Annotated in this window: 16 protein-coding genes; 12 read left to right on the plus strand and 4 right to left on the minus strand. The window is 57.2% G+C overall.

Features of this window, described 5'->3' with window-relative positions:
• The first annotated feature begins 81 nt into the window (after positions 1–81).
• The 4 genes from KK078_RS30870 (at position 82) to KK078_RS21655 (ending at position 2276) form a co-directional block, all read left to right on the plus strand.
• Positions 82–294, plus strand: coding sequence for a type II toxin-antitoxin system HicA family toxin (locus KK078_RS30870; protein WP_394370586.1), 213 nt, complete (start codon positions 82–84; stop codon positions 292–294).
• A gap of 27 nt (positions 295–321) precedes the next feature.
• Positions 322–708, plus strand: coding sequence for a hypothetical protein (locus KK078_RS21645; RefSeq protein WP_254092410.1), 387 nt, complete (start codon positions 322–324; stop codon positions 706–708).
• Positions 709–1038: 330 nt separating this feature from the next.
• Entirely contained in the window at positions 1039–1473 is a 435-nt protein-coding gene (locus tag KK078_RS21650; protein ID WP_254092411.1) for a nuclear transport factor 2 family protein, read from the plus strand.
• A 119-nt stretch (positions 1474–1592) separates the two neighbouring features.
• Positions 1593–2276 carry a hypothetical protein gene (locus tag KK078_RS21655; protein ID WP_254092412.1) on the plus strand — a complete coding sequence of 228 codons (684 nt, stop codon included), beginning with the start codon at positions 1593–1595 and terminating at the stop codon, positions 2274–2276.
• 5 nt (positions 2277–2281) lie between these two features.
• On the opposite strand, the gene KK078_RS21660 is transcribed toward KK078_RS21655, so the two are convergent.
• Both KK078_RS21660 and KK078_RS21665 read right to left on the minus strand, forming a co-directional pair.
• Positions 2282–2878, minus strand: a complete 597-nt coding sequence (locus KK078_RS21660; protein ID WP_254092413.1) for an RNA polymerase sigma factor — start codon at positions 2876–2878, stop codon at positions 2282–2284.
• 561 nt (positions 2879–3439) lie between these two features.
• Entirely contained in the window at positions 3440–4066 is a 627-nt protein-coding gene (locus KK078_RS21665) for a 4'-phosphopantetheinyl transferase family protein (RefSeq protein ID WP_254092414.1), read from the minus strand.
• A gap of 149 nt (positions 4067–4215) precedes the next feature.
• Between KK078_RS21665 and KK078_RS21670 the strand changes: the two genes are divergently transcribed.
• The 4 genes from KK078_RS21670 to KK078_RS21685 all read left to right on the plus strand — a co-directional run bounded on the left by KK078_RS21670 (position 4216) and on the right by KK078_RS21685 (position 12847).
• A complete protein-coding gene (locus tag KK078_RS21670; RefSeq protein WP_254092415.1) occupies positions 4216–10371 on the plus strand; it encodes a type I polyketide synthase in 6156 nt (2051 codons plus the stop codon).
• Positions 10372–10376: 5 nt separating this feature from the next.
• Positions 10377–10814 (plus strand): lipocalin-like domain-containing protein, encoded by a 438-nt coding sequence (locus KK078_RS21675; RefSeq protein ID WP_254092416.1) that lies wholly within the window; start codon positions 10377–10379, stop codon positions 10812–10814.
• Between the two features lie 183 nt (positions 10815–10997).
• Positions 10998–11396, plus strand: coding sequence for a hypothetical protein (locus tag KK078_RS21680; RefSeq protein WP_254092417.1), 399 nt, complete (start codon positions 10998–11000; stop codon positions 11394–11396).
• A 461-nt stretch (positions 11397–11857) separates the two neighbouring features.
• Positions 11858–12847 carry a helix-turn-helix transcriptional regulator gene (locus KK078_RS21685; RefSeq protein ID WP_254092418.1) on the plus strand — a complete coding sequence of 330 codons (990 nt, stop codon included), beginning with the start codon at positions 11858–11860 and terminating at the stop codon, positions 12845–12847.
• A gap of 90 nt (positions 12848–12937) precedes the next feature.
• Here KK078_RS21685 and KK078_RS21690 read toward each other — a convergent pair whose 3' ends face one another.
• Positions 12938–14338: a TPR end-of-group domain-containing protein gene (locus KK078_RS21690; protein ID WP_254092419.1), complete on the minus strand. Its 1401-nt coding sequence runs from the start codon at positions 14336–14338 to the stop codon at positions 12938–12940.
• Between the two features lie 714 nt (positions 14339–15052).
• Positions 15053–17275: a protein-disulfide reductase DsbD family protein gene (locus tag KK078_RS21695; RefSeq protein ID WP_254092420.1), complete on the minus strand. Its 2223-nt coding sequence runs from the start codon at positions 17273–17275 to the stop codon at positions 15053–15055.
• Between the two features lie 275 nt (positions 17276–17550).
• Here KK078_RS21695 and KK078_RS21700 point away from each other — a divergent pair, with 275 nt between their 5' ends.
• The 4 genes from KK078_RS21700 (at position 17551) to KK078_RS21715 (ending at position 21712) form a co-directional block, all read left to right on the plus strand.
• Positions 17551–18564, plus strand: a complete 1014-nt coding sequence (locus KK078_RS21700) for a helix-turn-helix domain-containing protein (protein ID WP_254092421.1) — start codon at positions 17551–17553, stop codon at positions 18562–18564.
• Positions 18565–18604: 40 nt separating this feature from the next.
• On the plus strand, positions 18605–19723 hold the full coding sequence (locus tag KK078_RS21705; protein WP_254092422.1) for a glycoside hydrolase family 43 protein: 1119 nt from the start codon (positions 18605–18607) through the stop codon (positions 19721–19723).
• Between the two features lie 334 nt (positions 19724–20057).
• Positions 20058–20429 carry a BlaI/MecI/CopY family transcriptional regulator gene (locus KK078_RS21710; RefSeq protein WP_254092460.1) on the plus strand — a complete coding sequence of 124 codons (372 nt, stop codon included), beginning with the start codon at positions 20058–20060 and terminating at the stop codon, positions 20427–20429.
• On the plus strand, positions 20426–21712 hold the full coding sequence (locus tag KK078_RS21715; protein ID WP_254092423.1) for a M56 family metallopeptidase: 1287 nt from the start codon (positions 20426–20428) through the stop codon (positions 21710–21712). Before KK078_RS21710 ends, KK078_RS21715 begins: the two co-directional genes overlap by 4 nt.
• Positions 21713–21801 lie beyond the last annotated feature (89 nt).

Below are 21801 nucleotides of genomic sequence, written 5' to 3' on the forward strand. Positions count from 1 at the left end.
ATTGACATTAAAGTCAAATTTTGTTTACCTTTAAAAAGTTATCTGCTAGAAACGATGTTGTACTTATTCTCTGTTGTCTCCATGGCTAAATGCAGTGAAATCCTTCGGTTGCTGTTTGGCGGTGGCTGGTTTACGACCCGTCAAAAAGGCTCTCATATGATTTTGAAACACCCGGATCGGGAAGATTTTATTGTCTTTCCCAACCATGGGTCAGATGAAATAGCCCCCGGTACCCTGCGGGCGATCAGGAAGCAAGCGGGTAAACACTATGGAAAAGAATCCAAACGACGGTAGTTGGAAAAGAATAAAGATTAGAGGAGTATGCAAAAAGTGAAAGTAAAAGTAGAAAAAACAGAGACCGGGTTTTCTGCCTATGCAGAAAAGTACGCGGCGTTCACGACCGCGCCCACCATGGCCGAAACTATCAGCAATATGGCCGAAGCGCTTACGCTCTACTTTGAGGAAGCCGGTAAAGCACGCGCCATAACCGTAGAAGACATTTCCTACGAATTGGAAATGACCAGCATCTTCGAAGTATTCCCGGAGATCAACGTACGGGCGCTTGCTGCGCGTCTGGGAATGAACCATACCCTGTTGTCGCAATATGCCAGCGGAAAAAAAAAAGCATCGGTGCGTCAAACTGAAAAGATCCTGCGGGGCATCCGCCAATTCGGCCGTGAACTGACGGACCTCAGCCTGTTAGCATAAGCAAATGCGTAAAATGCATGACGGAGAGACGTTCAAGTCTCTGTCGTACACCTCGGCGGCACCGCATGGCAGTGCACGTTATAGCGACCTTTCAGCGACCTTACAGTGACCTTATAGCGACCTTATAGCGATATTCAGCCATATCAAAGGCATCCTTAAGCCATATCAAAGGCATCCGTGAGCCATACTATAAGTATACGAGAGATATTCCCACGCTCCTCAGACCATATAGATGGCTGTTAATCCCGTACAGCCCCCCGTTGGACCGTTACACACAACCTTATCGGCCGGAAACCGATATACTTTCGAAAATCACTTCACAAACACCTTATGAGCAAAATACTCCTATCGTTACTTTTCCTCGGCGCTACCACAGCAACCTTCGCACAATCTGCCGACGAGACCGCCATTAAGAACGTCATCACCAGCGCCTATATAGAGGGCATCCAGAACCGCGGCAGTATAGACGATATCCGCAAAGGGTTTCATCCCTCGTTTAGGATGCTGCGGGTGATCGATAACGAGGTCAAGCCCCTGCCGATCGAAGAATGGATCACCAACCTGGAAAAGGCACGAAAAGACAACCCCGCCACGACGACGCGTACCGAGGGAACATTTCTGAGCGTTGATGTTACCGGCACAGCAGCCGTGGTAAAGCTTGAATTGACCCGCGCGGGTAAAAAGACCTTTACCGATTACCTGGTGCTGGCGAAGTTCACCGAAGGATGGCGGATCATCAGCAAGAGCTTTTACCGGTATCCGTAGACCTTTTTGGTCATCGTACACCTATACCGCATGGAAATGGGGCCGCCTTTGCACAGATCCGGGCGGCCCGTTCTTTTCAGCAGGATAGTCGGGCATCTCACCATAAAGTAAAGACTGTCATGATACATACTGCTAAACATCTTCTCACAGTGCTGTTGTGCCTGGCCTGCATCCTGGCTGTGCACGCGCAGAACACCTACCTGGTACGCTACGAACACAAGGCATCGCGGCAGGCAGAAAAGGAGAGTCGCTACTTTTACCTGCAAGAGGTTGAGGCGGGGGCAGATCCTGCACAGGCCAATATTCTAACCCTCGATCATGCACTGTATCGCCTGTACTATTTCCGCTTCCACGAAGCATCACCGTCGTCTTACTTCGGTTGCAGCAAGTACGGCGATCAGGCGGCAGGCGAAGAGCTGAGCCTGCACGACCTGCTTTCAGATTCGGTGCTTTATGCCTGCCAGCAAACGCAGCTAGCCATCGACGCACAATGTGACGCGCTTTTTGAAAATCGTGGCCGCCCCAATTCGCTGCTCGTGGTAGAGATCAACGACCAGGAGCGCATCAAGATGCTGAAGATCCACGTGGACGTATGTGTATGTAAGGTGAGCCAAAACAAATTCTCTGCTCTGTCCGATACGTTGGCAATGCCGCGCAAGGTTGTCGAAACCTACACATTCACGCCTGCCGAGAAGTCGTACTGGCAGCAACGCGCTCACCACATTCCCGAAAATGCGTTGGTAAAAAGCTGCTTCCCTCCTGCCGATCCGTTCGCACAACTGTACCAGGTGGGACAGAAATAAGGACACTAGCAGGTAAACAAGATCGCCAGAAACGAAAGCACGTACTTTACATACTGCCGCAGCTGTGTCAGGCCGCGTTGCACGAGGTTGCGTGCAGATTGTTCGTTGACGTTCAATACCGCCGCGATCTCTTCAAAATCCATTTCATCGTAAAAGCGCAGCACCATCGCCTCGTATTGGCGGGGTGAGAGATCGTTCAATAATTTGCGAAGGCGGTTGATGCGCTGATGGCCGCTCTCTTCGTCGATCAGTTTCTGTTCGGACGACGGCGTGGGTGTCAGCCATACATCTTCAATAACAAAATCGTCGAGCGTAAAAAAGGCTTTGCGTGATTCGTTGCGCAACAGCTTGCGACGCAACGAACGGTACAGGTAAAATCGCACCGATGTGGTAGGCGATAACTTTTCGCGAAAGCGCCAAAGGTCCACAAACAGATCGTGGATGGCATCTTCCAGCACCGCATTCATGCCCCCGATCTTGCGCCCATAATTGTACAACAACTTAAAGTAACGGTCGTACAACGCTGCAAAAGCTTGCTGGTCACTTTGCCGTAGGGCATCCCATAGCTGCAGCTCGGTCTGGATATCGGCTTGTTTCTGCATGTGCGGGGTTAATGCGGTCAAGTAACATAATAATTTACAAAAGGCAAAATTCATGCACTAAATCGATTGAATTGTCGTCGCAACGGCCCGATCCGCTCTTCGTCGTTATACCCGGACCGAAAGCGTTTTTTGCATTGGTAAACCGATTTTCCACACGTGTTGTCGTGTGTTATCCCGGGCCCGCCACGCGTAAAATTTTATCCTCCTTTCCGGTATCGCTACCCGCCGCGTCTGGGTCATTCTCCGTACAGGACTGTCGACACAAACTATACCCGCCCGTCAGGTCGCGGAAGCCCTTGCAAAGCCGGTGCGAAAGTACACGTTCGAAATAGTGGGGAGCCGGCTCCCCATATTGCCAACTGAAATGTGCGGTGGATGTTGCGCAGACAGTGGCAGGTATATAGCATCGGTTATGTACATAGGGAGATATCCCGATCCCGCAATGGCGTACGATACGTCATACAGATCAGTTGAATGCTCCCGGAAACGTAAATTTTTATCCGTTAAACGTAAACGACCCGGCCGGCAGTTTCTCGAACTTTCTTTTGAGTACGCCCGACACTATACAACGAGGTCTTTTAAGTGTACATCTCGTACCGGCACACGTGTGCTGACGCACACGGCATATCCCTGGAGTGCCAGCGGCGTGAGGTGCCAGGGTTGTGGATCTTCGCCGATGGTTGCTTGCAGGCCGTGCAACGCGACCGACGCCAGGGGTACCTGCAAGCCGCGCCCGTCGGCCTTCAGTACACTCTCCTTTTGCGTCCAACGGTGCAACAAAGCTTCGGAGGGGCTGGGGGCATTCGCCACGGCACGCCACTCCTGCTGCGAAAAGGCCTGCTGATAGACCGGCCAGACGAGTGGGCGCAGGTACTCGATGTCAATGCCCACGGGGCCGTGCTGCAGTGTCGCGCATACAATCAGGTCATGGCTATGGGAAAGACTGAAGGCCGGGGCGGCGGGTATATAGGGCTTGCCATACAGACCGGTGCGAATGTCGGCTACCGTTGCGGGCACCCGCAAGTCTCGCAAGACCATGAGGATCAACCACCGGCCCAATACGTAGCGCGCATAGTGTAAGGGGTCGGCCTCGGATTGTAATGCATCCGCCAAACCAAGCCGTTGCGCCAACGCGTGGATCGTCTCGGGCGACGCCGAAGTGCGGTTTACACAGGTAACAGTAAGCATGATCGATCGCTATATATAGTGTATGTTCTACGGCACTTTAGGTATATCCGATGGTGCGGGAAAGTTGAATTAGTTTATCGGTAAGCGCTGTGCGCGTAAGGCAGTTGTTAATAAAGACCCCTCAACACCTATTAACAAACTCCGTCTGTATGAAAGATGCGTCTGAAAATTTTGTACCACGTCAACCCGTGGCCATTGTGGGCCTGTCGTGCCGATTCCCGGGAGCCCCTACCCCTGAAGCCTTCTGGGAGCTGTTACGTCACGGCCGGGATGCCGTACAAGAGATCCCCGCCGACCGCTGGGCGGTGGACGATTATTACGACGCCGATCCCGCCACGCCTGACAAGACGCACCAACGCCACGCGGCGTTGCTTGACAATATCCATACGTTCGATCCGCTGTTCTTCTCGATATCGCCGGCAGAAGCAGCCGAAATGAATCCCTCGCAAAAGCTGGCGCTGGAGCTGGTGTGGGAGGCCATTGAACGCTCGGCCATGCCGCACGCCACCGTGCAGGGCGCGCATGCCGGCGTATACGTAGGCAACATCTGGAGTGACTTCGAGCATTATCGCAAACACCGGCACGCACGCGTCACACCGCATTCGGCCGTGGGACAATCGGCTAACATCATTGCCAACCGTGTGTCCTTTGCCTTTGGCTTTACCGGCCCCAGCATGGTGATCGACACCGGCTGCTCGTCGTCGCTGGTGGCCTTACACCTGGCGTGCCAGGCGCTGTGGGACGGCAGCATTTCCCTGGGGGTGGTTGCCGGCGTGAACCACCTGCTCGACCCCGATCAATATATACTCCTGTCCAAATTCGGCGGCCTGTCGGTAAAAGGCCGGTGTAGTACGTTCGATGCCGATGCCGACGGCTTCGTGCGCGGCGAAGGCGGCGGTGTACTGCTGGTCAAAACCCTGGCGCAGGCCGAACGCGACGGCGACCGCATTTACGCCGTCATACGCGGCACGGCCATGAACAACAACGGCTATAACGAAACGCTGCCCGCCACCAGCGTCGCCGGACAGCGACAGCTGCTCGCCGAGGCCTACGCGCACAGCGGCCTTCTGCCGCATATGATCCAGTATGTAGAAGCTCACGGCACGGGCACGCGCCGCGGCGATCCAACCGAGGCGCAGGCGCTCGGCGAGTTCTTCCGCACGGGCCGCACGCGGCCGCTGCACATCGGCTCGGTGAAAACCAACATCGGCCACCTGGAAGCCGCCGCCGGCATGGCCGGCCTCATCAAGGTCGTATTGTCCATGCAGCACCGTGAGCTCCCTCCAAGTCTGCACTTCCGCCGGCCGAATCCCAACATACCCTTCGATGCGCTCAAGCTGCACGTACAACAAGCCGCCGGCCCCTGGCCTGCCGCCACGGGCGAACCGCTGCGCGCGGGTATAAATTCCTTTGGCTGGGGGGGCACCAATGCGCACACCGTGCTCGAAGAATACCGGCCCGTGGTTCCGCCCCGTCCGGCACGCTCCGCGCCGGCGCATTACTGCCTGCCGTTGTCGGCCGCCTCCGACAGCGCGTTGCGCGCGTATGTCGCCGCCTATCGCGACACACTCGCCGGCGCCTCGCCCGAAACGCTGGCCGATGTGTGCATCGCCACCGCGCTGCGGAAACCGGCCTTGGCGTGCCGCGCGCTCTTTGCCGCCGCCGACCGCGACGGCCTGCTGCGGGCGCTCGACCAATACCTGCAACAAGACACTACCAGCACACCCCCGGCACCGGCCACGGCCCGCGTGGTGATGGTGTTTCCCGGGCAGGGTGGCCAATGGCTGGGCATGGGCACGGAACTATACCGACGCGAGCCGGTGTTCCGCCGCGCCATCGACGCGTGCGCAGCCGCCTATGCGCCCTATGTCGACTGGTCGCTAACGGACCAGCTAGAGGCTACGCCCGACACCAGCCGCCTCGCGGAGATCCAGGTCGTGCAACCGGTACTCTGTGCTATCCAGATCGCGTTGGCGCGGCTGTGGATGTCGTGGGGCATCGTCGTGCACGGTGTCGTTGGCCACAGCATGGGTGAAGTGGCCGCGGCGCATATCGCCGGCAGTCTCACGCTGGAAGACGCCGCACGCATTATCTGTACACGCAGCCGCCTGATGAAGATCATCAGCGGCCAGGGCGCCATGGCCGTCACCGACCTGTCGCCCGTGGAAGCGGAAACATGGATTCAACAATATCCCGACCTGACCCTGGCGGTCAGCAACAGCCCCACCTCCACCGTGCTCGCCGGCGACCGCCTGGCGATGACCACGCTGGTGCAGGCGCTGGAGCAGGCGCAGCGTTTTGTGCGTCCGGTCAATGTGGACGTGGCCTCGCACAGCCGCCAGGTAGACCCGCTGCAAGAACCCCTGCGGCACGCCCTGCGCGCCTTAAAACCGTCAAAGGCCGCCATGGCGTTTTACTCTACCGTGCGCGGCCGCAAGGTCGATGGCACGACGCTCGACGCCGCCTATTGGGCCGACAACCTGCGCAACACCGTACAGTTCGCCACCGTCGTGCGCAGCCTGTTATCAGAAGCGCCTACCCTGTTCCTCGAAGTAGGGCCGCACCCCGTGCTGATCAACGCCATTCACGAAAACGCCGCGGCCTGTCCCGGCGCGGCCTACAGCACGCTGTCGTCCGGCTACCGCGACACGCCCGAGCACGATACGCTCTATCAATCGCTGGCGGGGTTATACCAGCAAGGGTGCGATATACCCTGGCATCGGTTTTACCAGGGCCACGAGGCGCCCCCCATCCAACTACCCTCCTATCCTTTTCAACGCAACCTGTATACGCTGCAGCAACGCACAGCCCCGCGTACCGCGCACCGCGCCGCCACGCGCGCACCGCTGCTGGGCCAGCGCATACCGCTGGCGGGCATCGACACGCTCTTCTACTGGGACACGACCGTAAGCCTCGATGCATTTCCGTACCTGCAAGACCACCGCGCCCACGGCGACGTTGTGCTGCCGGGCGCGGCCTATATAGAACTGGTGCTGGAAGCCATCGCTTCGCTCGCGCTGCCGGGCACGCCGGTGCTGTCGGCCTTACAATTCTTACAACCGGTGGTATTGGTGCGCGGGGAGGATGTGCGGCTGCAGCTGCGCATCCAATGCGATCGTGAGCACTATACATTTCAGTGTTCGCGTGCGCAGGAAGATTCCGATGGCCTCACGTGGCATCCCGTGGCCGAAGGGCTGCTGCAATTGCCGGCGCGCCCGGAAACGGCGGCACCGCCGCTGTCGGTATATCCGTTCCACGTACAGCCCGGGGCGACGTATTACGATGCGCTGACCACGCTGGGGCTACCGTATGGCCCGGCCTTCCGCCAGCTGCAGGAATTGCAAAGCAACGAGGTACACAGCACCGTTCACTTCAGCGTACGCGCCGCCGACGTGGTGCAGGCTACCGCCGGACGTTACCGCATCCATCCGGCGTTACTCGACGCTTGCTTCCAGCCGCTTTTCTACCGCGTGCTGGCCGAGCCGGGCCACGGCTTCCACGGCGCCGCCACCTACCTCACCGGCGTCGACCTGCTGCAAGTCCTGGCGCCAACTCCCGCGGCCGACCAACTGCTCGAAGGCACCGCCGTGCTCCACACACCCGAAGTCGACGAAGCACGGGGACGCATTACCGTCACGGCCGATATCTTTGTACACACCGGCGACGGCACCTTGTTTTTATACCTGCGCGGCCTCGAGGGCGTCGTGCTCGACACCGGTCGTGAAACGCGCCGGCGCGAAGCATTGCGGCAATGGTTCTATACCGTGCAGTGGGAAAAGTTACAGACACACTCCACGCCGGGGGCGGCGCTGCACGGCACGTGGCTGGTGCTGGGCGACCCGTGTGGCCTGAGCGACCTGGTGGTCGAAAAGATGGAACAAGCAGGCCTTCGCTGCATCCACGCAGCACCCGACGATGCATTCACCCGCGTCGGTATACGGCAATATACCCTCGACTATACATCGGCCCACGGCTATACCCAACTGCTGCAGGCCATCGATGCAGCACCCGGCGAATCGCTCACGGGCATCGTATTGATGGCCAGCCTGAGCTATACGTGGAAGGACCCCTCGCTGACGGCCGAGAGCCTGGATGAATACCAGGTATATGGCAGCGCCAGTTTACTACACCTGGTACAGGCGCTGCAGCGCCGGCAGACCACGTCTCCTCCGCAACTGGTGGTGGTGACCAACGGCATCTATGCCGTGGGCCGCGCCGACGATGTCGCCCAACCGCTGCACAGCCCCCTGGCGGGTCTCACGCGCGTGCTGGGCAACGAGCTGCCGCAGTACCGCGCCCGTTGCATAGACCTGAGCGCCAACCCCTCGTACGACGAGCTCTATAGCGTCGCAGACGCCCTGTACCCCACGGCCGAGCAGGTGGTCGCTTTCCGCGGCGGCGACCGCTATGTGCCGCGGCTTCGCCAGCCGGCCATCAACCCGCCGCCGATTACCGACACCGTCTTTCGCGAGACGGCCACGTATCTGGTGACCGGCTTCCGCGGCATCGCATTCCCGTTCGTGGAGTGGATGGTGCGGCGCGGTGCGCGCAACATTGCCCTGGTGAGCCGCAGCGCCGACGTACCGGCGGCGCTGGAAGCCCGGTTTGCCGCACTCGAAGCGCAGGGCTGCCGCATGCGGTTGTTTGCCGCCGACTGCGGCGACTATGCCGCCCTGCAGGCGGTCGTCTCGCACGTGGATACGACCATGCCGCCGTTGCGCGGCGTCGTACACGCCGCGGGCATCATTCACGCCCAGCCACTGACCGAGATCTCGGCCAGCGACCTGCGCGACACCTTGCACCCGAAAATGAAGGGTGCCTGGAACCTGCACCTGCTGACGCAACACCGGTCGCTGGATTGTTTCATACTGTTCTCCTCGGCCGCCGCGCTTATCGGCCTGAGCGGCCAGGGCAGCTACGTCGCCGCCAACACCTTTCTCGATACGCTGGCACACAGCCGCCGTTGCATGGGCCTGCCCGGCATGAGCCTGAACTGGGGCGTGATGCTCGACAGCGGCATGGTGGCGGATACCGACGGGCTTGAAGCGTACGCCCGCGCAGAGGGATTTATACCCGCCACGATGGAGGAAGCCCTCCGCGCGTTCGACGCCCTGTATCCCGACAACCCCGTGCAAGCAGGGCTGCTACGCCTCGACGCGGCCGCCATGGCGCAATATTATACCACCCTCGCGCAAACGCCGTACTTCCGCGGCCTGCTCACCGCCGCGCCGCCGCCGGCAGTCGTCAGCCCGGGTCTCGCCATACCGACTGAACCCGAAGCCCGCACGGCCTATTTACTCCAACGTGTCGTGCACCACACCGCCGCCATTGCCCACGTACCCGTGGCACAGATCACTCCCACCATGACGTTCCGCCGCCTCGGCCTCGATTCCATCATGGCGGTACAGCTGCGCAACCTGCTCGAAGCCGAGACGGGCGCTACCCTGTCCGTCGCCATGTTCTGGGCGCATCCCTCCCTGCAAGCCTTCGCGGCGTTCCTGAGTCAATCCATCGCGGGCGCCGCGACGCCGGCGGCTATACCGCCGGCCGCCGACCCAACCTGTTGGTTCACTATACCGCGGCCGGCGCCGACGGCGGCGTTGCGTCTGTTCTGCCTGCACGATGCCGGCGGCGATGCCGCGTTGTTCCAGGGTTGGGAGATGCTGCTCGGCGCCAACATCGAGCTGGTGCTGATCGAGCTTCCCGGCCGGGGCCGCTGCCTGGAAGCGCCGTCTTATGAAACCATCGACACACTGCTTCGCGACCTGGTACACGCGCTCCTGCCCAAGCTCGATCGTCCCTATCTCCTCTTCGGCCACAGCCTGGGCGGGTTGCTGGCGTTCGAGCTGGTGCGCGCGCTGCGGCGTGGCAAACACCCGCTGCCGCAGCGGCTGTTTGTGTCGTCCACACCTGCCTTGACCACGTACAACGCACAGGAATATGATCCGGCCATGTCCGACGCGGCGCTGACCGCGGCGTTCCCGCACCTGGGCCACGCCACGGGCGACGCCGCCTGGCAACAGTATAAGCGCCGGCTGTTGCGGCAAGACCTGCAGCTGGTATACCACTACAAACATCACCGCGAGGCGCCCCTGGACATTCCCGTCACGGTGCTCTTTGGTACCGACGACCCGCGCGTCAGCGCGCAGCAAGCCGCCGCGTGGGAACCCGAAACGACATCATCGTGCAACATCCTGCCGCGCCCCGGCGGCCACCGGTTTGTAGACCAGGATGCTGCCTATATCACTTCGTTGGTGCTGGCAGAAGTGCCAGCCGTACCGGCCTCTATACTCCCTAACCGCTAACACCTATGCCCGACATCATTGGCTCCCGCATCATTGGTACCTGGAAGCTCGTCTCCTGGATCTACACCGACGACCTGGGCAACACCGTGCCCTACCTGGGCGATGGCGCGCAAGGTATATTGATGTACGATCGTCACGGGTACATGAATGCACAGTTGATGCGCGCGGGACGCACGCCCTTTGCGAAGCCCGGTTTTGCCGACGGTACACCCCACGAAACATGGCTGGCTTTCAATTCCTACCTGGCCTACTACGGCCGTTATCATGAAGCAGAACCGGGTGAGATGGTACATGACGTCGAAGGCAGTCTTTTTCCGAACTGGGTCGGTCATAGAGAAGTAAGGTATGCTACCGTAATAGGCGACCGGTTGACCCTTCACACCTTGCCAATGGTTGTCCAGGAGCGTAAAATTGTGTTTTATATAACCTGGCAACGCCTGTGATGTCCTGAGTCGGATGTAAGATATTATGCGTTTTTCATCTGGATTTTAGGGATAATCGGCCTAACTTGATTGGCATTCTTCAAAACCCAGAACCGAATGACATGTTTTTAGCAAGCGCTGAATGTTTAGCCGGAAATCCGTATTTGCCCTCACAACCCAAGACCCAACCCAAACACAACAGTTATGGAGATGCTTTTCAGTGCTAAGAATATCGAGATCAGTTTTGATACGACGCACCGTTTTTTGTATTGCAATTGGATCGGTTTTCAAAACAAGGAATCAATCTTCAATTCAGGGGCGCGAATGATCGAGCTCCTGCATAAACTTCAGATTCACAAGGTACTGAACGATAACACCCTGGTGACGGGGCCGTGGCAGGAGTCGGCCGATTGGACCAACAGCATCTGGTTTCCGCAAATGGTCGAGGCAGGGCTTACACACTTTGCGTGGATCTCGTCGGGCAATATTTTCGCCAACCTTTCCGCCCGGCGTGCGATGCCGACCACCAATGTAACGGTGCGCATCTTTGCGTCGTATCCGGAAGCGTACACCTGGCTGATCAATCAATCGGAAAAAAATTAAGAGGCGTATACAAAAAGGCATACCCCACACGTTTTAACAATAACACCTGATCTCTAACCTACGCCCGCATAAGTGTTAATCATACATGATTTTTCCGGTATGACCGGAGGTATGATTTTTTAACGAGGTGTATTTACACACCTCACGCGATCGGCAAACGTTACGACAAACCTGACGGGGAGCGATTTCCCCACGCAGCCGACAAATCGTTTTAAAATGCTTTTGATTGCAACACAGATTATTGGTAAACATTTTTTCTTTTTCTATTTTCAAGCTTTAACAACGTGCTTTCATAGCACACCGTCAACTGTTCTGGAAACAGGCAGACTTTTTAGAAAGAGAAGTACAATTGCGTGTTGATCGTTGTGCCGCCATAGGCTGCGAATTGTAACAAGGATGTACTACATAGACTTTTACAAGACCCTCTTATCGATAAATGCAATTTTGTGAACATGTAAAGTATGAACTCAAAAAACAGGGAGTATTTCAACAGTCAGTTGAAGGTATCGGTGCAAGGCCACGGCCGGGCGCTGCTTCAGCCGTTACAATGTGACGAAGACGGTCTCACCGTCGTTGCCGCGGGGCCTTATGGCAACCTGGTCTTCCGCGAGATCCTGTGCGAGGACTATACGTTGTTGCACAACACGTATAGCTGTCGCGAGGATATGACCGTATCGTATTCCGTACCGGGTCCGTTTCTGGGATTTCACTTCGCCGTACGGAACGATATTAACTACACCACTCCGGGTTTGCCCGGCGGTGTCATCTTCCGCAACCAGTACAACATGTTTTACCTGCCGGAGATGGAGTCCACCCGCACGTTCCGTGGCGAGCAGGAGTATGAGTCCTTTATCATTCACTTTACGCCCGCCTATCTCAAGCGTTGGGAAGAGCCGTTCCCGCTGCTCTCGGCATTCCTGGACAGCCTGGGGTCGACACCGGCCCAGATCAACCGCGCCAACATGTCGGCTACACCCGAAATGATGGCCATCATCCAGCACATCCTGCAATGCACGTACACCGGCAAGATCCGTCGCATGTTCCTGCAGGCCAAGGTACTGGAGCTGCTGATGCTGGCGCTGCAGAACATCACACCCGAGGGTAACTTTGTGCGTCCGCTGCGTCGTCATTCAGACATCGAACGCATCGAAGAAGCGCGCCAATACCTGGTGGCCAACCTGGAAGAGCCCTGTACGCTCGACGAGCTGGCACAGAAGGTGGGCATCAACGTGTTTAAACTGAAAGTCGGTTTCAAGCAGGTATACGGCACGACCGTCTTTGCGCTGCTGACCGAAGAACGCATGCAACGCGCCATCCACCTGCTGCGCGACACAGACAAACTGGTTGTGGAAGTATCCGAGGCGGTAGGCTACAAGAACCTGCCGAACTTTACTTCCGCCTTCAAGCGTCGGTTCGGCTTCACGCCGAGTGCCGTCAAACAAGGGCAATGACACCCCACCCGAACAAACAACTCAACCTACAAAAACTCAAAAAGCCATGCACCCGCATGGCTTTCTTTATTTAACCGGGGCGAAGCCTGCTCAGGGAAAGTACTTCGTCAGGATCTCGATAAATTCCTTGTGATCGCGGATGTTGCGCAGGTCCTCGTCGTTGCGGATCTTCTCTTCGTCATTAAAGCCCTTCTTGAGGGCCAGCTCAAAATAATACAATGCTTCCCTGTCCTGGTTGATGATGGAATAAAAACAGGCCAGGTTAAAGTGCAGGGCCGGGTCGTTGGGTGCAACCTCCAGGGCCTGGTGGGTGATGCGTATAGCCTCTTCGTACGACTCGGCCGTCACCACTTCCAGTGCCTTCCAATATGCCTCCATCGCCTTTTCATACAAGGCGCGCGACCGCTCGATCGAGTCGCGGATCTGCTCGCAGGCTTCCTGCGACTTGGGGTCATACCGTTGGTACAGGTTGATATATAACAGCGACAGATCGAAACGCGACATCTCCAGGTAGCAAAAGCTGAGCTGCAGAAAGATGTCGGCAAACACGCGGATCTGCGGGGAATGCAGCTGATGCACGATCAGCAAGCTCCGCTCGAACCACTTTACCGCCTTATAATAATCGGCGTCTTCTTCGTACCATTGGCCGATGAGGTGGTAAAGTGTGACCAGCGCGTTGTAGGCGTCCTCCATGTACTCCGTGGCGGGATGGCGCAGCAGGCGCATTTCGTATTGCCGCATAAATTCTTCGGCCCGCTCCCGCCGGGTTTCGGAAGGGGTGTTGATGATTTCGTTTATCCGCTCGGGCAGGTTGTAGGGCTTGAAGTCAAAGTAGTCCCAAACGGCGTAGCTGCACTCGATGTTGTTGTACCGCGCCTTGTCGTCGGGATGGGGGTCGAGATAGCCGGCGATATCCTGTTCGATGTCGGCCCAGGTCTGCCCGGGGTAAATGTATATCTGTTTTTCGGCGGCATCCCAGCGGGCGTATAATTCCAGGAGCGGCAGCCAGATGAGACGGCGGTCTGTGGTTTCGTCACGCAGCATGGCCAGCTCATAGGCCGTCGTGCAATACACGCCGCGCAGGTGGCGGTAGGGATCTTCGCCCGGCGTGCGGCCCGGACAAATCAGGTCGGGCTGATGTTCCACCAGCACGCTGATGAGCCGGATGTCGGCAGCCTGCGGCAATACGACCTTTTGGTCGCGTATGATGAACGTGCGTTCGGCTACGAGGCTTTCTTTCAGTGAACGTGGCAGCTCATACTTTTTGATAAACCCTTCCTGCCCCTCATAATATCCCTCGCGTTGCTTTTCGTAGGCCATCATGACCGCTTCCTTCAATGCCTCTTTCTCGCTGAGACATACGCGGTTAGTGACTTTTCCAAGCGTTCCTACGCTCCCTTCCGTAATGGTGATCGTACTTGAGCTGTTAAGCACCTCTATCTGCCAGAACCGGTTAAACTCGTCGCTTAAATACAAAAAGAACTTTCTCATTATGCTGGTTCTTTGATAGACGCAGATCTACTTAAAAACATATCTATCAGGCAGTCAGATTGGGCTTCTTTGGTATAATATAGCTTCCGGCGGAACGTGACGGCGATCGGCAGGACCATAACTATGAGTATTAATTTCGGAAGTATGTTCGAACTCATGAAATTTAACGGAAAATATTTTTATTATTACCAAAAGTATTTTCAAGGCTATCGCCACCCTGTACGGAAAAAGGAAAAGACCGGAAGGGTGTTGTACCACATTTTAGCTTTTTTTTAGATAACCTCGATACCGCTGGATTGTTCACGTAACTTTCTGGCACTCTCTTTCTATTTATCTACCGGTCGCTGTGTGAGTATGGGCATAGGGTTGAGTCAGAGGAAACCACCTATCGTACCCCCTACCCTCACACGGGTATGGGCAAAAGTAAAGGTAATAAAAAAGCCCTCAGCGCCGTAACCGTCGCGCCTCGGGCTTTTCCTCCTGAACCTGTTCTATCAACAATAACATGACCAGTGCTGTACGAATCGGTGACCTCAGGTGCCGGTAGCGTTGCATAACTCTTTTTCAACCTAAATCGTATGATGAATCCTAAAATAAAAACAAGAATCCGCATACCGGCCCTGAATGTCATCCTGAGAGAGGGTTTTTAACCACAACGGAAATTTTCTTTGTATAACGTGTTCTTTATTATACCTGCTGAGCCACAGGTATGCGTCAGTTTCCCGACGCTAGCTTTTCGGGTATCGCGTGTGCTCGTCCGGCCGTCTGCCGGAAGCGACGCAAACCTTCTTCTAAAAATTGTCCGAAGCTCGAGGCGTCATAGTCTGCCCCCCGGGCGTTGACCAGCAGCGCACCGGTGCCATCGGCCAGCACATAGTAGGGCTGTGCATTGGTATTAAATACTGACGCCTGTAAATCACTCCACTTATTTCCCAGCGTTTCCAACACGCGGCCGCTATAGGGCGAAACCGTCGGTTCGGTTTGCAGCGCCGTGCGGTCGTCGACGTACAACTGGATCAATACATATTCTTCCCGCAGCTTCTGCAGCACGTCCGGCTCCGTCCACACGGTCATTTCCATTTTGCGGCAGTTCACACAGGCATGGCCGGTGAAGTCGATCATCACGGGCTTATTCACCCGCCGCGCATACGCCAGGCCTTCTTCATAATCGAAGAATGCATTCAGATTATGGGGCGCGTGAAAGATGTCGTCGTACTTTTTACGCGCCTGTTCGGTGGGTGCCGCGGCGACCAGGCGGCTGGTATACAGATCAAAGTCCTGCGTCTGCTGGGGCGGCAGAAAGGCGGCGATCGCCTTGAGCGGTGCCCCCCAGAGGCCGGGCACCATGTACAGGGCAAACGCCAGCGACAACAGCGCCAGGAACAGCCGCCCGGGCGCGAGGCGCTCGACCGCCGCGTCGTGCAGCAGGCGCAGCTTGCCCAGCAGGTAAAAGCCCAGGGCCCCGAACAGGATGATCCACAGCACCAGGAACACTTCGCGGTCAAACCAGTTCCAGTGATAAGCCAGGTCGACGTTCGAAAGGAACTTCAGGGCCAGCGCCAGCTCCAGAAAACCCAATACCACCTTGACGCTGTTCAGCCAGCCCCCCGAGCGGGGCAGGGCCCTCAGCCAGGACGGAAACATGGCAAACAGGGTGAACGGCAATGCCAGGGCGAGCGAAAAGCCGGTCATGCCCAGGATGGGGCCCAGCGTCAGACCGCCGCCGATCGATACCGCCTCGACCAGCAATGTGCCGATGATCGGGCCTGTGCACGAGAACGATACCAGCGCCAGCGTGGCGGCCATAAAGAATATACCCGTCAGGCCGCTGCGGTCGGCTTGCGCGTCCGCACGGTTTATCCAGGCGTGCGGCAGCCGGATCTCAAAGGCTCCGAGGAAGGAAGCGCCGAAGAGTGCCAGCAGCACAAAGAAGATAAAATTAAAGATGCCGTTGGTCGACAGGTTGTTCAGGGCGTCGCTGCCAAAGGCCAGCGTAATGCCGATGCCGGCGGCAACATAGATCACGATGATGGAAACGCCATACAGGATCGCGGTGCGCACAGCGCCCTTCCGGCCGGCGCTGCGCTTGGTAAAATACCCCACCGTAAACGGCAGCATCGGAAAGATGCACGGCATGAAGATGGCAGCCAGGCCGCCCAGGAAACCCGCGATGAAGATGCCCCAGGGAGAGGATGCCGTTGACGGCTCCGTGGCTGGCACGGCGCCTGCAGCTGCATCTGCCACCGGTGGAGCATCAACCGGTGTGGCAAGGTCTTTTGTATGATTTGTCGGGACCAGCGGCGGAAACGCCGGCTCCTGCCGCGGGTCGGGCGCGGCCGTATAGGCGGTTTCCACCGGGGTCATCGCCGGAGGTTCTGCATTGTCGTGGTGCGTGGGCGCCTGGGCCGGCGCCGTACTTTCCGTCTGTCCGATCTCCCGCGTTGCGCCGCGCTTCTCGGGCTTATCGGCCTTCGTCTCGAGGTTAAAGCTGACCACTTCGGGCGGCAGACACATCTCGTCGGTACAGACCATAAACTCTACCTTGCCCTGAATGATCGTCAGCGGCGCATGCAGCTTTACCTTCTGCGAGAATACAACGCTGCGGGCATACCACACGATGTCCATCATAAAGGTCTTGTCGTAGCTCTTGACAGCGACGCCTTCTTCTTTTACTTTATCGACGAGGGTATATTCGGGAGAAGGCGTGAACGAAATGGTCGTGGGCAGCGGGCCGCCTTCATCGAGGAACTGCGAGTATATATGCCAGCCGTCTTCCAGCGTGGCCGTGATCATGAGCGTCGCTTCGCTGCCTTTACCCGGCACAGACACAAAGCCCCACTTCACAGGCTTGTGTACTTGCGCACCGGCAAACGCCAGCGGCATCAATACAAACATCAGCGAGACCATACCTCGCACCGCAAAGATCAATCGACTCATAGGCTCTGGTTTGTCCGGCCACCGGGTGTACATATTGATGATATCTTTCCTCATTGTACGCCCTGCCGTCACTAAGCATAAGACTCAGCGCTTTGCACATGGTATAAGAAGAACGGGTGTTTATTTTGGGATTTACGGGGTTTTCAGGACAGGAAAAAGTGTGCGTTTTGGGGAAACATTTTCAAAAAACGTAAAAAATGCTCCCGAATACGTAAACGGTCTCTATGAGGATATCGCAAAATTTATGGTAACCGTAACATTTAACCCCAAACCGTATGTGGTTCAACCGTTTAGATTATCCCGTTCTGCTCCCCAGTGATGAGAACCCCAATCCCCACCGCGAAGATTTTGTATTCGAAGACCCGGAGGGAAATTTTGTCCTGAAAGGTCTGATCGAGCACCGCATCGAGCACTGTACCATCACCTATTCGTGCGAGCAGCCGGAACAGCCCGCCAACCTGGTGATGAGCGAGAACCGTCCGTGCCTGGTGCTATACTTCAACATCGACGATCACCTGCAGTATAACATCACCGGCTTTCCGGCGGGCACCCTGCGCCGCAACCAGTATAACATGGTCTACGTACCGTCGCTGCGCTGCTCGTACTTCATGCCGCCGGGTAAATACCGCTCGCTGAGCTTTCAGTTCACCCCCGGCTACCTGCACCAGTTCGAAGACATCTTCCCGCCGCTCAAATTGTTCATGCAGCATGTGGGCAAGGGCATCCCCTGCTCGCTCAGCACGCGCCACCTGCACACGCTGCCCGAGATGCACAAGATCCTGTGGGACATCCTCACCAACATGCTCACCGGCGACACGCGCGAGGAGTTCCTGCGCGGTAAGATCCTCACGTTGCTGCTGCTTTGCCTGCAGCACAGCAATACCTCCAGCCAGAACCCACGCAACCTCAGCCTGCGCCAAAGCGAAATTGAAAAGCTGCACAAGGCGCACGAGTATATCCTCGACCACGTCAGCAACAGCTTTACCATCGGGCTCATCGCCACGCAGGTGGACATGGATCCGATCAAGCTGGCGCGTGGCTTCAAGACGTTGTTCGGCATTCCGCTGTACTCGTTCGTGATCGAAGAGCGGCTCAAGAAAGCCCTCGAGCTGCTGCGCACCACCGAGCAGACCATGCAGGAGATCGCGCACGGCATCGGCTATAAAAAGCTGGCCAACTTCTCGGAGGCATTTAAAGATCGCTATGGCTACCCGCCCACGCAGGTGCGCAAGATGAAGCTCAGCGACGCCGACCTGCAAGACAGCCGGCACCGCAAGCGTGTGATCTGAGAGAAATGTGTACCTTGGGGTCATTCGCAACCACGACCGTATGACCTTGTTTGTTCTGTATCCCGGGCGCCGCGTGCGCCCGCTTTTCTTCGCAACCCTGGCGCTGCTGGCAGCATGCCGTTCCAACCATGCCGTAACAGATACCCCGGCCGCCACCGCCGCGCCGCGTGCCACCTTCCGTAATCCCCTCCTGCCCTCGGGTGCCGACCCCTGGGTGGTGCAGCACAACGGCTGGTATTATGTCACCCATACCACCGGCAGCAACATCCGCCTGTACCGCACACGCACCATGAGCACGCTGTCACAGGCCGAGTACAAGACCATCTGGACACCGCCCGCCACCGGTGACCATGCCAAAGAACTGTGGGCGCCCGAGGTACATTTCGCCAACGGCCGCTGGTACTGCTACTATGCCGCCGACGATGGCAACAACCATCATCACCGCATGTGGGTGCTGGAAAATACCTCCGACGATCCTTTTACCGGCACGTGGACCGACCAGGGCAAGGTTGGCCTCGCCGACGACAGGTGGGCCATCGACGGCACACTGCTTCAGCATCGCGGCAAGCTATACTTTGCATGGTCCGGTTGGGAAGGCGACCGGAACATAAGCCAGGACATCTATATAACCCGCATGCGCGACCCGCTTACGCCCGAAGGCCCCCGCGTGCGCATCTCGCGGCCGGAGCAGCCGTGGGAGGTACATGGCTTTGCCGCCGGCAACACCCCCACCGTCAACGAAGGGCCTCAGTTCCTGACGCACGGTAACAAGGTACATATCGTCTATTCCGCCAGCGGCTGCTGGACCGACCACTATGCGCTGGGACTGCTGACCGCCGATGCCAACGCCGACCTGCTCGACCCGGCCTCCTGGAAAAAGACGCGCGAGCCGGTCTTCTCGACCGATGCCGACGCACAGGCCTTTGGCCCCGGCCACTGTAGCTTCTTTACGTCGCCGGACGGCAAAGAGCATTGGTTGTTCTACCACGCCAATCCCGGTGCGGGGCAAGGCTGCGGCGGCCGCCGCTCTGCACGCATCCAGCCTTTTACCTGGGCGGGTGATATACCCGTGTTCGGAAAACCCGCAGCATTAAGTATACCACTGGCAAAGCCTTCGGGAGAGCAAAGCAATCAGCGCGCGCAGCGCGCAAAAAAGTGACCTCTGGTTCGAGTCTTAGCTCCGCCTCGGAGCGGAGACTCGGACCCAGCATGGGGGCAGTCTCCCGACTGCCCAACGGTAACGTCGTAACCTGCGCAACCATACACCACTCCACGGTCGCCCCACCCCCTATCCCGCCGCCAGAAAGTATAGAAACAGAGGAATCATACTCGCCGATCCAGGCAAACGCCCCATCAACTAAAAAATTAGTTAACTCCCTTGCTTCTCATCAACTAAACTATTAGTTTTACAACTAATTACTTAGTACTACAAACAACCGCCCGCTATACCGGGTGACATTTTCATCTATTGTTCATTGCGCGCTATGAAAGACATAAAGGAATTGACAAAAGCGGAAGACCAGGTCATGCAGATCCTGTGGAAGCTGGAGAAAGCTTTTGTAAAAGATCTTGTCGAAGCCATGCCTGAGCCGAAGCCGGCGTATAACACGGTGTCGACCATCGTGCGTATTCTGGAGACTAAAGGTTTTGTCGATCATACGGCCTATGGCAAAACACACGAGTATTATCCGCTTATCACGAAAGAGAAGTATACCAAGTTCTACCTCAACAACCTGCTCAAAGGATACTTTGATGGTTCCTTTCAAAACCTGGTGTCTTTTTTTGCGCGCGAAAACAAACTGAGCGCGACCGACGTACAAAAATTACTGGCCGAAGTAAAAGACGCTAAAAAAGGAAAACCATGACTCCCTGGCTCAACTACTTCCTGGAGGCGAACCTCTGCCTGTGTTTTTTGCTATTGTTATACCGGCTGTTCCTGTGGCGGCAGACCGCTTTTACGTCGCAGCGGTGCATCCTGCTGGGCGCCACGCTGGTGTCGATCGTTATACCGCTTTGGCACACCGCGGCTCCGGGCACAGACCTCTCCGTAGAGCAAGTCATGCCCACGGCCTGGCTGGACGTGATCACGGTCGGCCCTCAAAACACACCCTCCGCGGCGGCGGATGGATGGTGGTATATGCGTTGGTTCTATGGCGCCGGTATAACCTTCTTTGCCATACGCCTGCTCTTCCGCTTGTGGCAGCTGGCCCGGCTGGCGCGGCGGCACCGTGCCACGGATTCTTACCACGGTATACCCGTGGCGGTGCTACCCGCTCCGCATTGCACGTTCTCCTTCTTCGGCCGGATCTTCCTCGGCAGCGAGGGGACGCTGCCGGGCGCACGCACGTGGGTGCTGCGCCATGAGCAGGTGCACGTACGGCAATATCATTCCCTCGACATTCTGTGGATCTATATACTCCAGGCCGTCTTTTGGGTCAACCCCGTCCTGGTGATCTATAAACGATTATTGACGGAACTTCACGAGTTCGAAGCCGATGCGCGCTCGGCGGCGGACAGTGAGGTGCGTGAATACTGCAGCCTGCTGGCGAAGGTTGCTTTAGCGTCGGCCGACGTTCCCATCGCCCATTCGTTTTCTCATTCATTCATCTTAAAACGTATCAACATGATCAAACAACATAAGACCGGCCTCTCCACCGCCCGGGTGGCGATGCTAACGTTCTGTGCCACGGCATTCTGTTATTTTATTGTCAGCAGTGAACAGGTTGCAGCCCAACAAGAACCTGCCCGGGATGTATTTGCCGGGGTCTCTCCCGATGCCGATGCCTCCTTCCGCGCGACCCGCGATGTTTATACCAGCGCCCCCCAGGACGCGGTACTGGAGGTCGTCGACGAGATGCCGGAATATTATCAAAACGGTATGCAGGGTTTGTTGACGTTCCTGAAGGATAACATCAAATACCCCACGGATGAGCGTAAACGCCACGTTGAAGGTACGGTGTTCATCCGCTTCGTGGTAGAAAAAGACGGCAGTGTGTCGGCGGCCAACGTGCAGAAGGGTGTATCCAAAGGGCTTGACGACGAGGCGCTGCGGGTGGCTAAACTCACCCGGTGGACGCCCGGCAAAGCCGGTGGCAAGATCGTACGCACACGCATGGTGTTGCCCATCCAGTATAAACTGGGGTCCTGACAACCCGGCCCGTCGACGGGCCCGGAAGCTTCACGGCCGGTGTTCATCCACACCGGCCGTTCCACGCTTGATCATACAACGTATTCCCG

Origin of the sequence: Dawidia soli, from assembly GCF_018598185.1 — a bacterium.
In the GTDB taxonomy this organism is placed as follows: Bacteria; Bacteroidota; Bacteroidia; order Cytophagales; family Cyclobacteriaceae; genus Ohtaekwangia; species Ohtaekwangia soli.

Excerpts from the sequence above, each read along its gene's own strand:
- KK078_RS30870 (WP_394370586.1), top strand. The coding sequence starts at position 82 with ATGGCTAAATGCAGTGAAATCCTTCGGTTGCTGTTTGGCGGTGGCTGG.
- KK078_RS21645 (WP_254092410.1), top strand. The coding sequence starts at position 322 with ATGCAAAAAGTGAAAGTAAAAGTAGAAAAAACAGAGACCGGGTTTTCT.
- KK078_RS21650 (WP_254092411.1), top strand. The coding sequence starts at position 1,039 with ATGAGCAAAATACTCCTATCGTTACTTTTCCTCGGCGCTACCACAGCA.
- KK078_RS21655 (WP_254092412.1), top strand. The coding sequence starts at position 1,593 with ATGATACATACTGCTAAACATCTTCTCACAGTGCTGTTGTGCCTGGCC.
- KK078_RS21660 (WP_254092413.1), bottom strand. The coding sequence starts at position 2,878 with ATGCAGAAACAAGCCGATATCCAGACCGAGCTGCAGCTATGGGATGCC.
- KK078_RS21665 (WP_254092414.1), bottom strand. The coding sequence starts at position 4,066 with ATGCTTACTGTTACCTGTGTAAACCGCACTTCGGCGTCGCCCGAGACG.
- KK078_RS21670 (WP_254092415.1), top strand. The coding sequence starts at position 4,216 with ATGAAAGATGCGTCTGAAAATTTTGTACCACGTCAACCCGTGGCCATT.
- KK078_RS21675 (WP_254092416.1), top strand. The coding sequence starts at position 10,377 with ATGCCCGACATCATTGGCTCCCGCATCATTGGTACCTGGAAGCTCGTC.
- KK078_RS21680 (WP_254092417.1), top strand. The coding sequence starts at position 10,998 with ATGGAGATGCTTTTCAGTGCTAAGAATATCGAGATCAGTTTTGATACG.
- KK078_RS21685 (WP_254092418.1), top strand. The coding sequence starts at position 11,858 with ATGAACTCAAAAAACAGGGAGTATTTCAACAGTCAGTTGAAGGTATCG.
- KK078_RS21690 (WP_254092419.1), bottom strand. The coding sequence starts at position 14,338 with ATGAGAAAGTTCTTTTTGTATTTAAGCGACGAGTTTAACCGGTTCTGG.
- KK078_RS21695 (WP_254092420.1), bottom strand. The coding sequence starts at position 17,275 with ATGAGTCGATTGATCTTTGCGGTGCGAGGTATGGTCTCGCTGATGTTT.
- KK078_RS21700 (WP_254092421.1), top strand. The coding sequence starts at position 17,551 with ATGTGGTTCAACCGTTTAGATTATCCCGTTCTGCTCCCCAGTGATGAG.
- KK078_RS21705 (WP_254092422.1), top strand. The coding sequence starts at position 18,605 with ATGACCTTGTTTGTTCTGTATCCCGGGCGCCGCGTGCGCCCGCTTTTC.
- KK078_RS21715 (WP_254092423.1), top strand. The coding sequence starts at position 20,426 with ATGACTCCCTGGCTCAACTACTTCCTGGAGGCGAACCTCTGCCTGTGT.